Below are 15370 nucleotides of genomic sequence, written 5' to 3' on the forward strand. Positions count from 1 at the left end.
TCAGGCTTCGGAGGGAGCGAGGGCCCGCCGGTAGAGGGGGACGATCCCGAGAAGGCAGCCGAGCAGCATCCCGCAGCCGGTCACCACGCCGCTGACGAGCGGGGCCCAGGCGGGGAGACCGGCGGCGACCAGGGCCAGCCCGATCGCGCCGAGCACGGTCGCGTACCAGGCGACGAAGACGAGCTCACGCTGTCGCCACTTCCAGGCCAGCGGGAAGAAGTGCAGGCCGACGACGAGGGCGACCCAGGCGACCCCGGTCTCGGGAGGGAGACCGAGACGGCCGATCAGAGTGGCCCCGGCGAAGATCAGGGCGAACTCGATGAGGACGACGACGCCGAAGAAGGGGCCGAACCGCGGTTCCTCCGGTTCGGCGTCGGAAGGGGGCTGTGCGTTCTGAGTGGACTCTCGGCGGGAGATGAGGATGATCAGGACGATGACGGCCGCGGCCATGGTCACCGCGAGAACGCGGATCCCCCAGATCAGGGCGGGGGATAGCGGGGGTCCGACGTTGACCAGAACGAACACCAGGCCGAAGAACGACCCGATGAGGAACCCCGAGAATCGTGTGAACATTGACTGATAATAACGACCCGAAATGTACGTTTTGATCCTTTTATGGGTCAGGTCGACCGTCTGTCGAACACGAACACGGGTGTGCTTTCCTGGGGAGGCTCACACGAAGTGAGGGCTGACGAGGGAGAGAGCCCATGAGCGAACACGCGACGCGGGGGTCGAGGGCCGGAGAACCGGATGAGGCACCCCGGCCTCCGCACGTCCGGGCCGACCCGGGCCCCCGACCACCGGTCGCCTTCGAGAACGGGCCCGGGATCGGCGCTCCTCCGACCGGGCCGGCCTATCCCGGACCCCCTCCGGAACCTCGGCTCCCTCCCCGGCCCCACCCCCCGAGGCCCACGGGGCCCACGGGGGCCCACCCCGCGTGGAACCCCGGCGCGCCCGCCGCCCCACGCCCTTCGGCCCCGGTCCCGCCGGGCCCTCCGGCCTCGGGACCCCCCTCGTTCCCGACCGGACCCTCGGTATCGGGGGCACGACCTCTGCCTCCCCGGCCATCGGCCCCCACGCCGCCCCGGCGGCCACCGGTCATCGCCGGCGACGTCTACGCCGACGCCTTCCTCAACGCGCGGCCTCGCCCCGGGGAGAACCCTCCGGGACGGCCCGCACCCACTGCGGGCCGGTCCGACCGGTGGAACACCGGCCCCGGAGCCGATACGCGGTACGGCGAGCGACCGGTCGCCGCCCCGTGGGACTCGGCGCCCCGAGAACGGCCGGAACCCGCCCGTCCGACGATGCCGCCGAACGGCCCCTTCCACATCCCGGCCCCCTCCTACGCCACCGACCCCTACCGCACCTTCGGCCCCGGAGACAGGCCCGGGGGCCAGGCCTGAACCCGGGGCGTCGACCCGCTCCTCAGTCCTCGTCGCGAAGAGCGGTCTGGATCAGGTGGGGGCTGCCACCGCGGCGGACCCACCGGCCACGGCCGGGAGGCTGCGCGCTCGCGTACAGCCGGGGCAGGAGCTGGCCCTCGGAACGGTCGCCGGACATGATCAGCGCGCTCGTCCCGATCTCCCGGACCGCCTGCACCAGCGGGTCGAACATCCCCCGCCCGGCACCGGCCACCCGCCGGGCCACCACGAAGTGCAGGCCGATGTCGCGTCCGTTGGACACGAACGGCACGAACGGGGCCAGCGGCTTCTGACCGGCCGTGGTGAGCACGTCGTAGTCATCGGCCAGGACCACGATGCGCGGCCCCTTGATCGACCCCGGCTCCAAGGCGTCCAGGTCGCCGTCCTCGGGAACCCGCGCCTCCACCTCCTTGGCCACACCGGCGGCCAGCCCCGCGCACACCTTGGGGCTGCTCGCGTACCCGCCCATGTACGGCTCGGGCACCACCTCGCGCAGGGTCCGCCGCGGATCCATCACCGCGAACACCACCTCGTCCGACGAGTAGCGGGCCACCAGCCCCTCCGCGATCAGCCGCAGCAGGTTGGTCTTGCCGCACTCGCCGTCCCCCAGCACCAGCAGGTTCTGATCCCGATCGAACAGATCCAGCATCACCGGATCCAGGGCCCGCTCGTCCACCCCGATCGGCACCAGACGCGACTCGGACTCGGGGGTGGGCAGGGTCCGCGCCGACAGACGGTGCGGCAGCACCCGAACGCTCTGCGCCCGACGGCCCGCCCAGGCGCCGTCGATCTCCCGGACGGCGCTCTCCACGGCCTCGCCCAGCTCGTCGTCGGTGTCCACCCCGTCGATGCGGGGCAACGCCACCTGACCGAACAACTCCGAGTCGGACAGCGCCCGCCCGGGGGCCTTCGCACTGATGGTCTCGGCGAGCTTGCGGTCGATCGTGGACTCGGAGGCGTCGTTGAGGTGCAGCTCCAGCTTCTGCCCGAAGTTGGACTGCACGGCGATGCGCACGTCGTTCCAGCGCAACATGCCCGCCACCACGTGCACCCCGTACCCGCCACCGCGCTGGAGCAGATCGTTGACGATGGTGTCGACGTCCTCGAAGTCCTTGCGCAGCGCACCGAACCCGTCGATGACCAGCACCACGTCGGCGCTGGTCAACTCGGGCACCTCACCGCGCGCGTGCCTGCGACGCAGCTGGGCCACCGAGTCGATGCCCCGCTCCCGGAACACCTCCTGACGGTGCTCCAGCATGCCCTGGACCTCCTCGACGGTCCGCCGCACCCGCTCGCCGTCGGTCCGCGCGGCCACCCCGCCCACGTGCGGCAGGGACGACAACGCCTGGAGACCGCCGCCCATCAGGTCGAGGCAGTACACCGCGGCCTGCTGCGGGGTGTGGGTCATCGCCAGCGACAGCACGAGAGTGCGCAGCAACGTCGTCTTACCGCTCTGCGGACCACCGATGACGGCGACGTGCCCGCCCGAGGCGGTCAGGTCCAGCTCCCACACGCCCTGCCACTGCTTGGTGGCGTCGTCCAACAGGCCGATCGGCACGTGCAGCGCCTCGCGGTCCCCGGGCAGCCGGAGCCCGGAGTCGCCGCGCTCGGGAGCCCCCACGAGCGTGTCCAGGGCCGCGGCGTGAGGCAACGGCGGCAGCCAGATCGACCGTGCCGGATCCCCGTGTCGGCCGAACTGCGAGATCATCACGTCGAGCAGGGTCGGGCCGACGGTGCGCGAGGGCATCGGGCTCTCCTCCTGCGCGCCGCCCCCGGTGTCCACCGCCTCCTCCGGGTCCTCGTTGTAGGCGGTGTAGAGGCGCACCGACGGTCGCCCCTCGTCCGGCTCCTCCTCGGCCACCGGGCCTCGGTAGGCCCCCGACACGTACCCGGCCTTGAACCGCTGGTACACGCTCGTGTCCACCTTCAGATACCCGAAGCCGGGCAGTGAGGGCAGATGGAAGGCGTCGGGAGTGTTGAGGACGGTGCGGCTCTCCTCCTCGGAGAACGTGCGCAACCCCAGCCGGTACGACAGGTACGTCTCCAGACCGCGCAGCTTCCCGCTCTCGATCCGCTGGCTGGACAGCAACAGGTGCACACCGATGCTGCGGCCGATCCGGCCGATCGACAGGAACAGGTCGATGAAGTCGGGCCTGGCGGTCAGCAGCTCACCGAACTCGTCGATGATCACCAGCAGATGCGGCAGAGGCGGCAGACTCGGATCGTGCCGGCGCTTGTAGAGGTAGTCGCCGATATTGGGGACGTTCCCGGCGTCGCGCAGGACCTGCTGCCGGCGCTGCACCTCGCCCGACAGGCTCGAGTACACCCTCTCGATGAGGGCCGCGTCGTCCTCCAGGTTGGTGATCACCCCGGCCACGTGCGGCATGCTCTCGAACGGCGCGAAGGTGGCACCGCCCTTGTAGTCGACCAGCACCATGCTGACCTGCTCCGGCGAATGCCCGGCCGCCAACGCCAGCACCAGGGTGCGCAGCATCTCGCTCTTACCCGAACCGGTCGCGCCCACGCACAGCCCGTGCGGGCCCATGCCCAACTGGGCGGACTCCTTCAGGTCCAGGATGACCGGGCGCCCCATGTCGTCCATCCCGATGGGCACCCGCAGGAAGGCCCGCTCGCTCCGCGGCGACCACATCCTCGGAACGTCCATCGCACCCGGATCCTGGACGCCCATCATCGCGGGGAAGTCCACCGAGCCGCCCTCCTGGGCGGTCTCCTCCACCGACTCCGGGGACAGCCTCAGAGGCGCCAGCATGCGCGCCAGACCGGTCAGCACGGCGTCGGAGACATCGTCCAGGGTGCCGACGGTCACCACGGGGTCGGAGCCGCGCAGCTCCTCCATCCGGATCCGGTCGCCCTCCACGGTGATCCGCACGTTCACGTCCCCGGGCTCGTCCACCTGTCGGGACACCAGGTGCAGCACGGTGACCGCGAGCGAACCGGGGTCGACCGCCTCATCGGGGCGCACGAGTTCGGAGGCGACCTCGCCGTGGGTGTCGTGGACGACGAGGAGACGACGCATCATCTGATAGGCCTCGCGCTTGCCCATACCCCGTCGCACCTCGGACGCGAAGTCGGTGCGCGCGCGCAGCTCGTCGGCGAGCAGACCGCCCAGCTCGGCCGGGGTGGGGGCGATGAGGCGGACCGCCGCCCCGCCCTCGCGCCGCTGCGGGTCCAACACCTGAGGCAGCCAGGGCAGCCACGCCCAGTCCTCGGCGCGCTCCTCGGGATAGGAGACCGCGAGCCCGGCGTCCTCGGGCGCGTGGAAGGCGCCGAACTGGGCCATGAGCGCCCGGACCAGCCGCATGACGTCCTCGCGCTCACCCACCACGCTCACGTCCCCGGCCATGTCCAAGGGCAACGTCAGCGGCATGTCGGGGATCGTCTCGAACCGCCGGATCGCCGTCTGAGCCTCCGAGAGCATGAACGGGTCGGTGGGGGTGAGCGCGGTGCCCTGCTCGGCCAGCCGCAGCGGACGCCCCTCGGTGAGACCGGTCCCCACTCGCACGCGCAGGAAGTCGCGGTGCCTACGGCGACGCTCCCACAACCGGGTGGGATCACGGACCACGTCGTACAGGGCCTCCGGCGGCGGATCCAACAGTCGGGCGTGCGAACGGGTCGACCGCTCCCACCCGGTGAGCTCCTCGCGCAGCTCCTCCAGGTACTGAAGATAGAGATCCCGCTGCTGACGGCGCTGACGGCCGACCTGTCCACGGCGCGAGAACAACATGGCGGCGGCCGCGAGCAGGGCCACCACCAACATGACACCGCCCAGCGCGATGAACGCCGGGTTGCGCATGACCATCATGACGGTCATCGACACCATCATGCCGACCACCGGCATGATGGTCATCAGCGGATTCCCCTGCGCCTTGCCGTCGGGAAGGGTCGGCGGGGCCTCGACCTCGTGGGGCTCCTGCGCCGGTGCGGGGTGCACGGTGCGTGTTGGGCGGTGCACGACGCGAAGGCTCATCGGCGTTCCTCTCGGCGGTGCCTGACGGGGGTGGGCGGGCTGAGACGGGGCGGCGCCCGGGGGTTCGTGAGAACCCTACCGAACAGGACTCCGCGGGCCTTCCGTCATGGAAGGGGAGACGCCGGGCGGAGCGTTCTCCCGGACGCACGGCCGACGGCGCCCGGGATCAGTCCCCCGGAGCGGGTGCGTTCTCGGAGGAGGACCCGGGCGAGGAGACCGAGTCGGGGGTCAGATGCGTCATCAGAGCCCGGAACCGCGGCCAGGACTCCTCCTCGATCCCCGTGCCCACCGAGTACCAGAGCGCCGGGGCCATCGGAGAACCGAAGGGGACCGGACGGACCGGGGCCTTGACCGCGTGCTCGGTGCCGACCTCGGACACCGCCTCCACCCCCAACGCGATCCCCACCGGGATGGGCGGCCCCACCCAGTGCGGCGCGTACGTCAGGTCGGACCGGCCGTGCAGCCGGTGCACCGTCAAGGTCCGCAGCAGCTCCCGTTCGGTGAGCGCCTTGACCAGAGCGGGAAGCGCGGACGGGTCGTGCTCCTCACCCTCGGGGAAACCGATCACGCACGAGATCGCCTCACGTACCCCCGAGGCGGTCCGGCTGACCCGAACCGTCCCCTCGAACGGGCGGACCCCCTCACCCCGAAGCCCGGAGAACACGGCCAGCGTGGGGCGGGGCGCCCTCATCCGGACGGTCCGGGTGAACACCGCGCGGCGCCACTCCTGGGTGAGCGGTTCGGCCGTACCCCAGACCGCCGGGCCGGCCCCGGCGAGGATCTCGCCGATCAGCTCCACCGCCTCGCCCAACACCAGCCCGTTCTCGGCGGGATGCTCCACGGTCAGATCCACGAGCAGCTGGGAGGCGTGATCGGCCCGGTCGGGCCGGTACTCCTCGAGCGGGCCCTCCTCCGCCGCCTCCCGGTCCACGACGAACGCCTCCCGCTCGTCCCAACGCAGCGGAAGCCCGGAGAAACCGTCGTAGTAGCGGTTCCCGGGGGCCTGGACCACCCAACGGGCGGCGGGCGAACGCAGGGTTCTGGCCAGGGCGTGGGTGAGACGGGCGGTATGCGGGGTGAGGAGCTGGAACCCCGTCTCCTCCTGGGAGTGGTGGGACATGGCGTCCACCACCCAGGGGGACAGCGGGACCAGGGGACGGTCCTCCACCATCACCGCGGCCCGCTCGGTGACCGCCGCGATCGCCGGCCGCTCGGAAGAGCCGGTCAGGAAGGGGGCCGGGGACGGCAGCGCCGGCTCGGGCGTCCACACCACACCACCGAGCCGATCGGTGAGGGAACGCGCGAAACGGGACACCACACCGGTGGGGTCCACCCCGGGAAGATGCGTCCCGCGCGCCTCCACCCAGTACGGCTGCGCGGGCAGATCGTCGGCGATCTCCGAGGCGAGCAGACGATCCGCCTCCGTCGCCAGGGTCAACCGCTGGGCGGCCTGCATACTCGCCACCACCCGGCCCTCCTCGTCGAGGAGCTCCACCAGGGCGCCGTCGGCGACCATCCGCACGCGCAGATCCCGGTCGGCGGCGGCGAGCGCGTGGATCAGGGCACGTCGGTCGGGGGCGGTGGGCACCAAGGCGACCACGTTACGGCTCAAAGGGAGCTCCTCAGGGCTCGGCGGGGTGGGAGGACAGGGGCTGAACGCTCACGCTAACGCCTGCCCCTCCGCCCTCGGCGACCGCGTGCGCTATCGGTGGCCGAAGGGTCAGATGGGCATCTCACCGTGGCGGGAGCGTTCCAGGATGTGTTTCGGGAAGTAGGGGGTGTCGAGGTCGGGGTCGAAGTCGGTGCCTTGGGCCATGTCGTAGGCCAGGCAGGCGATTCCGAAGAGGGCGAGCGGGATGGTGCCCTCCGACTTGCGTGCTCGTTCTTCGTCGGCGGTGTAGAAGGCGTGGAAGAGGCGTAGGCCTTGTTCCATGGCCTCGTCGAACTTGGCGGTGTCCTGTTGGGCGAGCCGGTAGAAGGAGTTCATCACCGGGAAGACCAGCGAGTTCAGGCCTTCGGCGTCATTGATGGTGGCGTTCTCCGGTCGGGACAGGTCCATGGCCTGGTAGAGGTTCTCGCCCAGGGTGGGCCTGTTGAGGATGAAGTCCTGCAACGCGGCGATCCAGGGATAGACGTACTCGTCATAGGCTCCGCCGTTGTGCTCACTGGCCTCACGGATGAACTCCGGGGAGATCCGGCAGAGCGAGTCGACGCGTTGCTCGTCTCGGCAGGTGAGGGCGAGGAAGAAGGCGTTCAGCCAGGGGCCCGCGCCGCAGGTGTAGCCGAGGGGTAGGTGGTGCAGGGTGCGGGTCTTCTGGTTGATGAGGCGTTCAGTGGTCTGGTCCGGTTCCAGGACGCACATGGCGAAGGGTGCTTCGGCGATCTGCATCCAGGTGGTCCAGGTCTCCCAGGTCAGGATCTCCGCAGCCCTGGGGTCCATCGCCAGACAGGTCATGGCGTTCGAGCGGAGTAGGTCTCCGGCCATGCCGGCCAGCCAGGGCTTGCCGATCAGGCTCTGTACCTCGCCCTCGGCTTCTTCTGGGAAACCTTCCATGAGCCGGTAGAAGTGCGGCATACCGGTGTCACGCTTGGGGATGTCGGCTAGCAATTCGGTCTCTTCCTAGAGGAGGGGAGGGGCTCTCGTCATTGTATTCTCCCCATTATAAAGATTCGATGGCAATAGAAAATAATGATCGCCTCCTGGTGTCATGCCATGGCATGACACCAGGAGGCGTCTCCCGATTCCTCTGGTGAAAGAGCGGGGTCGAGGTGGGAGAGGCATCCATCAAGGATGTCTCGGGTATTTTGAGGCTTCGTTGATTTCAGTCAAGCCATAGGGGCTAATTCGTGTTGGCCGGTGCTTTCACTCCTTCGGAATTTCGGGTCAGATAGGAATGTCGTTGCGGCGGGTTCGGTGGAGGATATGTACGGGGAAGTAGGGGGTGTCGAGGTCGGGGTTGAAGTCGGGCACTACCTGGGCGAGGTCGTAGGCCAGGCAGGCGATTCCGAAGAGGTGGGTCGGGATGGTGCCGTAGATGTTCTCGGCTCGTTCCTCATCGGCGGTGTAGTAGGAGTGGAAGAGGCGTAGGCCTTGTTCCATGGCCTCGTTGAACTTAGCGGTGTCCTGTTGGACAAATCGATAGAAGGCGTTCATCACCGGAAAGACCAGTGAATCCAGAACCTCGGCCCTGCTGATGGTGGCATTCTGCGGCTGGGAAAGATCCATGGCCTGGTAGAGGTTCTCGCCCAGAGTGGGGCGATCGAGGATGAAATCTTGAACCGCTGCGATCCAGGGATAGATGTAATCGTCGTAACCTCCTCCCTCGATCTCGGAGGCCTCACGTAGGAACTCTGGAGAGATCTGGCAAAGGGAGAAGACGCGCTTTTCATCCCGGCAGGTGACGGCGAGAAAGAAGGCGGTCAACCAACCTCCGGCATCGCATGCGTTGCTGGGTGGGAGGTATTTCAGGGTGCGGGTCTTCTGGTTGATGAGGCGTTCTGTGGTCTGCCCCGGCTCCAGAGTGCACATGGCGAAGGGTGCTTCGGCGACCTGCATCCAGGTGGTCCAGGCCTCCCAAGTCGTAATCTCTGAGGCCCTGCGGTCGACGGACAGATAATTCAAGGACTCTAGGCCGACGGCGTCCATGGCCATACCGGCCATCATTGGGCTATTTATCAGCCAAGAGACTCTTTTTTCTATCCTTTTTTCAAAGAACTCCATGTAGTCCCAGAAATGCGGCTTTCCGGTGTCATGCTTGGGGATGTCGATCGGGAGTCATCCTTTTTTTGAGTTTTCTGACTCTCACTTCGGGTGCACCCTGGTCCGCGAACCACTTTTCAAGGTCGAGGCCGTCCAGAATGCTTCTGCTCTTCTCGCCGACATCGATCGGTCCGAGGACTGTCCCCTCCACCCCTGAAAATAGAGCGCCTCCGATTTTTGCTCCACTGAAGTCTGTCCATACTCCGGCTTTTTCTGTGCCGAACCTCGCCCTCCGGAAATCTGCACCCCTTAGGTCGGAGTTAAAGAACAGTGTGCCGCCTGCCCAAACCTCCTTGAAGTCTGCTTCTCTGAGATCGGACTCAGAGAGATCGGTGTTCAAGAGGTTCGCCCCGGCGAAGGATGCCCGCTGTGCTTCGCAGGCACTAATGTCTGCCTTATGTAGGTTTGCATCCTTGAGGGAAGCTTCACGAAGAACCACTTCGACCATTTCTGCTTTGTAGAGATCTGCTCCATCCAGTATTACTCCCGAGAAGTTGGATCCCCAGAGAAACTGCCACTGCATTTGGAATTTCCGAAGGTCTGCACCGCGAAAATCGTAGGGGCCACTCAGTTCACTTCCATGGCTGCCATCTTTGCTGTTTATGAATACTACGTATTCTCTAAGAATTTCTTTTGCCGTGGGGTCTGTTGGCCATGCGGTGGGATTTTGGAGTCGCTCTCCGTGGTAATCAAACATAGATAAAGATGACCTTTCCGTCCCAGTCTGGGTTTGATTCAACGAAGTTCTTTAGTATTTCCCTGTTTGTGGGGTCGGAGAGTGCATTCATGTCTAGTATCACATTTTTTCCTCCTTCTAGCTCTCGGTTGATCGATTGTTCCGCCTTGGCTGTCGTGAATGCACTCTTCCCTGTTGTGGGTTTTCCTGCCATGGGTCCGTGGGGGATTGTGTCTCTGAATCCCTTGACGTCCCAGGGTTGGCCTTCTGCGTCAATAAAATCACCCCTGTCTTTTGTGATTCCATTGGAGTGTTCTACGTCTCCTCTTTTGATCGGCGGCTTAACCAGGCCTTGTCTTTCTGCTGCAAGCCCCACTTCGGCTTCTCTGTTGTTGGCGGCTTTTTTGTGCTCTGTGTTCGCTGGTCCGCTTGCCGGGTCTTCTGACAATTCATTTATTCTGTGCTCATATTCGAGGCTTCCTGGTTCTGGGCTTTGGTATGTGTTGGTGTCGTTGGTCTGGTCATTGTGGTTTGATGACCCTTCCTCGCTTCCAGAGTCATCCCCGTCTCTAGACTCTGATGGCTTTGTTCCCGCTTCCGATCGATCTGGATCCCCGGGCTTATCTGCATCGGACCGGTCGTTGGGTCGGTCCTCTGCGTCGGACCGGTCGTTGGGGCGGTCCGAGGAGTTGGGGTCGTCGGGGAGCCGGCCGCCGGGGACGCCGTCGTTGCCGTTGCCGGGGCCGCCGGTACCGCCGCCTCCTCCGTTGCCCCCGTTGCCGCCGAGGGTGCCGCCGCGGCCGGAGTCGGAGCCGAGAAGGTGGTGTCCGCCGCCACCGCTACCGCCGGTGCGGGGGGTGTCCATGGGGGAGCCGTTGGTGTCGGTGCTGTTGGTGACGCGGCTGTTGTCGTGGGCGTTGATCTCGTTGCCCGCGCTGTCGACGGCGACCTTCTCCTGAACCGGTGCCTCGACCCGAGAGGGCTCGCTCTCGTAGCGCTGCACCGGGGTGTCGTAGAGGCTCGACGCGTCGTCGGGGACGGTCTGCTCGGCGACCCACTTGTCCTGTTCCCGCTGTGCGCCCTCGCGGACGGAGTTGGTCGACTCCTGGTCGATGCCGTCCAGGAAGTCCTGGGTGTCCTCGAGCTGTCCGGCGGTGGGGTTCTCGGTCTCGTCGTCCTTGCGGCCGGTGGGGGAGCGTCGCTCGGTGCGTTCCGTGTCGGGTGTGTTGCCCGCGGTGGTGGGGCGGGCGCCGGTCCCCTGGGTGTCGGTCTCGGAACCGCCGGGTCTCCCCGAGCCGCTGCCGTCGCCGCCACCGCTGCGGGCGGCGGAGAGCCGTTCCAGGGACTCGTTCATCCGGCCGAGCGCGGAGGTGTCGAGTTTGGCGGCGTCCACTCCGCTCAGGTCCACCGGGGTGACGGGCCCGTCGCCGTAGCGGGGTATCCGTGCCAGTTCGGCCTGACTGAGTCGGGGGGTGTCCGGGGTGTCCAGGTCCGGTGTGCGGCCGCCGCCCACGGAGCTCAGCACCTTCGAACCCCGCCAGGCCAGCAACGGAGCGCCCACGACCGCGCCCACGCCGGTGGCGCTGAGGGCGACACCGGCCACGACCGAGCCGATGTTGAGCGCCGCGGTGCCGATGGTGTACCAGGGCCGCTCGCCCCATTCCTCCCACGGCACCATCGCGTGCGCGGCGTCCCGCCAGGAGTCCTTCATCGTGGAACCGGACCAGCCCCAGCCCTCCTCATCGCGGCTGAAACCGGCCATGGCGGCCGCGCCGTAGAAGGCGTCCCCCCAGTATTCGGCGAGGTTGTCCCCCCAGCTGGCGCCGAACCAGCCGTTGGTGGCGCTGTGGATGCCGATCGCGCCGCCCAGGTCCTCTCCGATCCCGACGACGAAGTCGCCGACGGCGTCGCCGGCGTCGTTGTACCAGGCGTGGTCGGTCTTCTGCGCGCTTCCCCATTCGGTGGGTACGTCGACTGAACCGTCGAAACCGTAGGCGAACTGGCCTTCTCCGGGCGGGGTGCCGTCGGCCGAGTTGGGGACGAACACGGTGCCGTCGAACTGCGAGGTGATGGCGTTGGCGCAGTCGCGTGCGGCTTCCTCGTACGCCTCGACCAGGTCGTTTCCGCGCTTGATCAGCTCGTTGTGCTTGACGACGTCGGGGCTCTCCTCCTTCCAGAACCAGATCCCACTGCCGTCGCGCCAGCCCTCCTTCTCTCCGTAGTCGATGCTGCTCAGGAACTCGCGGGCCTCGGTCCGCAGGGCGTACCAGTCCCGTTTGATCTCGGCGACGCGTTCGGCGAACGTGCTGAGGGCGTCGCCCGTGGTGGAGAGGGCGGTGGCGACCTCTTCGGCGTCACCGGTGAGCGGGCTGAGGACGGTGTACAGATCGGCGCTCTCGGGCGCCGAGTAGCAGTCCTCAAGGCCGCTCCACGCGCTGGTGATGTCCCCGGTCACGGTGGTGACCTCGTCGCCTTGGCGCGTGAGTTTTCCCGCCACGTAGTCGAGTGTGTAGGTCTTGGTCTCGGGGATGGGGAAGCTGCTCGGATCGATCAGATCGGACAAAGGGGGTCACCATCATCTGTTCAGGGGAGGACCGTGGGGCTCCCGGGACAGGGGCCCGGCCGACGGGGCGGGACGGCCGGTCCGGAGAGGGAGGACTCGTGGCGGGGTGGGGGACCCCGGAGGAGGACGGGGCGGTTTCGGCTAGGGCTCGGGGTCGGGGATCACACCCGCGTTCTCCTGAGCCTCCTCGGCCATCTCCAGGTTGCCGTTGACGTAGTGGGTGGTGGCCTCACTGGCCCCGGAGACGGCGGACATGGTCAGGGACGCCATGTCGCCGAGGATGCCGAAGTAGTGCCCGGCGAACTCCATCAGGGCCATGTTGACGGCGGCGTCGGCGGAGGCCTCGCCGGCCTGCTCGAGGTTGTCCTGGAGCTTGTCGAAGATGCCGACGAAGCCCTCCCCGCTTCCCTCTTCACCGAAGTGGCCGATGACGGTCTGTAGGACGCCGCCCACGGCCTCGGGCTGGATGTTCCACTGGGACACGGAATCTTTCCTCTCGTGTACGTGGCGGTGCCTCAGTCATCGCGGCGTGAGAAGGCCTCGGGACGGAAGCCGGTCGGTACCACCGAGGGGGTGGTCGTCGCGGGGGAGCGCTCCGTCCTGGTCGAGGCGATGGTCTCCCACATCCGGTCGAGGGTGACGCGGAGGGCCTCGGACTCCGCGCGCACACGCCCGCGGGCCCGCTCCGCGACGACCCTCACCGGGGGGAGGCCCGGCTCGTGCTCGGTGGGTTCGTCGGATGAGGAGGGCGTCGGTTCTGGGAGATCGATCAACTCGAACTTCACGATGTTCTCTCAGACGTGTGACAGGACGGATCGGTTCTCGTTCCTCCCTCGTCCTCGAGGGGCATCCGGGCGAAGTGGGAGGAAGGTTCGTCGCCGATGTTGGCACAACCAGGAAAGACGGGAGAAGCCGGTACGAGGGGGGAGTTTCCAAAACCCGCTCTTACCTGCGCGAATAGGGGAGAGGTGGCGTGCATCTCGCTCCGCCTTTCTTCGTTCGTCTCAGGAGTCGCCGGATGTCTCTTCGGTGATCACCGGCCTCGTCCGGCCTCCCGAGTTACGGGGCCGGCCCGTCTCCTTTTCCGTCACCGCCCACTTGTAGGATGCGGTTTCTCCCTCTCTGGGGCATCGTGTTTCTTGTACGGCTTTGTTGTTCTTCCGAACCGTCGGTGCTTCGCGCGCGTCATCCCTGGTACGGGAGGCGACGGCCTCGCGAAGACCCCCCGAAGAAAGAACAGGTGAACGGATGTCACGCTGGGAAGTCGGCGACGCGACGCTGACCACTCTCGGACAGAACACCGCGGGCTCGGGTGACGAACTCAGCTCGCTCGTCCAGCAACTCGTCCAGGCCGCCGAGCCGCTCGCCGGCAAGTTCGACGGCGCGGGCAAGGCCGCCTTCGACTCCTTCAAGGCGCGGGCCGACGGCATCGCGTCCGACCTGCGCGCGGGCCTCGGTTCCATCCAGGTCGGCCAGGAGGGTATGAACGCGGCCTTCGTCGGCGGTGCCGACACCATGGCCGACGACGCCAACGCCAACATGGGCGCGGCCAACTTCGACGGCGCCAAGTTCCGCTGATCCTCACCCCCACAGGAGAGACCAGATGAAGAACGCCTACGATCTCGGCGCCTCCCAGGAGGCCCAGGGCAACATCAACACCATCATGAACCGACTCGAAGGCATCATCGGCGAGCGCGACACCGACGTGAGCACCGCGATGTCCGAGTTCGAGGCCACCGGGGTCTCCGAGGAGTACAGCGAGAAGGAACTCAAGTGGCACAACGCGGCCAACGAGGTTCGGGAGATCATCCGCCTCGTCCGCGAGACCCTGGAGACCAACGACTCCACCGCCCAGGAGACACTGAGCCGGGCCAACAGCGCGGTCCAGAGCATCTGACCCCCGCCCCCTGAGGGCATTCAGCGACGAGAGGTAGCGAGGAGCACGGGTGGCACGCGACTACGACAGTCAGTTGCTCGAGTCCGTCGCCGTACGCCGACAACGCCTGCGCGAGGCCGTGCTCTTCGGAGGCGGACGCACGCGGCGGCGCCTGGACGAGAACATCGCCAAGGTGATCGGCAGCGTCTGCCTGGCCGCGGTGGTCTGCGGAGGATCGGTCGGCTGGTCCTTCATCGACCACCGGCTCGGCACGCAACGCGTCGAGCAGGAGCAGGCCGCCTCCGGCCCGGCCACCCGTGCCCTTCCGCCCACCCCGGGGAACTGGGTCGGCAGCGAGGTCACCTTCGACCAACTGCGCGCCGAACTCGACGAGGCCGGGGTGGCGCCGAGCCTCTACGTGCTCCCCGGAGACCCGCGCCCCGACCCCGGCACGGTGGACAGCTACTACCTGATCACCGAGGACTCCGAGGGCTACCTCTCGGTGTCCGTCATGGACCACGACCAGGGCCGCCCCGGAGCGGAGTTCCGTACCGAGGACGAGACGGCGCGCTGGCTCCACCAGGAGCTGGCCACGGTCGAGGCCGACCCCGCGCCCCTCACCTCCTCGCAGGAGACGGAGGCCGCCGCGGCGAGCACCGCGCTGGCCGACAAGGTCCGCGACGAGCTGGAGCAGCGCAGCGGCGGTTCCTACCTGCACACCCTTGAACCCGGGGACCTGGTGGACGCCTTCGGCCAGGAGAGCGGACGTCACCTCGGCCCGGACGGCACGCCCTTCGCCGAGCGCGGCCTTCCCGAGCACGCGCGGGCCGACCCCGACGGCGAACCCCTCTACCACCGCTACCGGGTGATCCACCCCTTCCAGGTGACCGCCACGACGGCGCCCGCCGAGGGCGACCTGCCCGGGGGCGGCATCCGTTTCACCCTCGACACCGCCGGCTTCGGCGAGACCCCGCCGGCGCCGACCCTGCGCTGGCTCATCGGGAACGGCTACGTCGAACGCGTCGCCGTCACCGAAGTGCCCGATTGACCTCGGCCCGGGGCGGCGCGGTCGGACCGCCCCGGAGC

12 protein-coding genes are annotated in these 15370 nt (G+C 67.6%); 3 read left to right on the forward strand and 9 right to left on the reverse strand.

The features are described from left to right. From U9J66_RS13505 to U9J66_RS13545, 9 genes are all read right to left on the reverse strand, one after another. Complete coding sequence (locus U9J66_RS13505) at window positions 1–573, reverse strand: hypothetical protein (RefSeq protein ID WP_017534404.1); 573 nt, start codon at window positions 571–573, stop codon at window positions 1–3. A gap of 852 nt (window positions 574–1425) precedes the next feature. Continuing rightward, window positions 1426–5409 (reverse strand): type VII secretion protein EccC, encoded by a 3984-nt coding sequence (locus tag U9J66_RS13510; RefSeq protein WP_017534406.1) that lies wholly within the window; start codon window positions 5407–5409, stop codon window positions 1426–1428. A gap of 166 nt (window positions 5410–5575) precedes the next feature. Then, window positions 5576–7021, reverse strand: coding sequence for a DUF6177 family protein (locus U9J66_RS13515; RefSeq protein ID WP_326337843.1), 1446 nt, complete (start codon window positions 7019–7021; stop codon window positions 5576–5578). Between the two features lie 108 nt (window positions 7022–7129). Further along, window positions 7130–8017 carry an immunity 49 family protein gene (locus U9J66_RS13520; RefSeq protein WP_326337845.1) on the reverse strand — a complete coding sequence of 296 codons (888 nt, stop codon included), beginning with the start codon at window positions 8015–8017 and terminating at the stop codon, window positions 7130–7132. A 276-nt stretch (window positions 8018–8293) separates the two neighbouring features. Further along, window positions 8294–9061, reverse strand: coding sequence for an immunity 49 family protein (locus U9J66_RS13525; protein ID WP_326337846.1), 768 nt, complete (start codon window positions 9059–9061; stop codon window positions 8294–8296). 97 nt (window positions 9062–9158) lie between these two features. Further along, window positions 9159–9866 (reverse strand): pentapeptide repeat-containing protein, encoded by a 708-nt coding sequence (locus tag U9J66_RS13530; RefSeq protein ID WP_326337847.1) that lies wholly within the window; start codon window positions 9864–9866, stop codon window positions 9159–9161. Further along, window positions 9859–12408: a hypothetical protein gene (locus U9J66_RS13535; RefSeq protein ID WP_326337848.1), complete on the reverse strand. Its 2550-nt coding sequence runs from the start codon at window positions 12406–12408 to the stop codon at window positions 9859–9861. The genes U9J66_RS13530 and U9J66_RS13535 overlap by 8 nt, the downstream gene beginning before the upstream one ends. A gap of 141 nt (window positions 12409–12549) precedes the next feature. Then, a complete protein-coding gene (locus U9J66_RS13540; RefSeq protein ID WP_326337849.1) occupies window positions 12550–12891 on the reverse strand; it encodes a DUF6507 family protein in 342 nt (113 codons plus the stop codon). A gap of 32 nt (window positions 12892–12923) precedes the next feature. Continuing rightward, the gene (locus U9J66_RS13545; protein WP_326337850.1) at window positions 12924–13193 is read right to left on the reverse strand and encodes a hypothetical protein; all 270 of its coding nucleotides are present in this window, start codon (window positions 13191–13193) and stop codon (window positions 12924–12926) included. A gap of 463 nt (window positions 13194–13656) precedes the next feature. Between U9J66_RS13545 and U9J66_RS13550 the strand changes: the two genes are divergently transcribed. Genes U9J66_RS13550 through U9J66_RS13560 form a run of 3 tightly spaced genes read left to right on the forward strand, consistent with a single transcriptional unit; the run spans window position 13657 to window position 15332 of the window. After that, window positions 13657–13986: a hypothetical protein gene (locus U9J66_RS13550; RefSeq protein WP_014909589.1), complete on the forward strand. Its 330-nt coding sequence runs from the start codon at window positions 13657–13659 to the stop codon at window positions 13984–13986. Between the two features lie 25 nt (window positions 13987–14011). Then, window positions 14012–14305, forward strand: coding sequence for a pore-forming ESAT-6 family protein (locus tag U9J66_RS13555; RefSeq protein ID WP_014912421.1), 294 nt, complete (start codon window positions 14012–14014; stop codon window positions 14303–14305). A gap of 49 nt (window positions 14306–14354) precedes the next feature. Further along, a complete protein-coding gene (locus tag U9J66_RS13560) occupies window positions 14355–15332 on the forward strand; it encodes a TNT domain-containing protein (protein ID WP_014910336.1) in 978 nt (325 codons plus the stop codon). Window positions 15333–15370: the final 38 nt, after the last annotated feature.

The sequence above is a fragment of the Nocardiopsis sp. LDBS1602 genome, assembly GCF_035818715.1.
Taxonomy (GTDB): domain Bacteria; phylum Actinomycetota; class Actinomycetes; order Streptosporangiales; family Streptosporangiaceae; genus Nocardiopsis; species Nocardiopsis alba.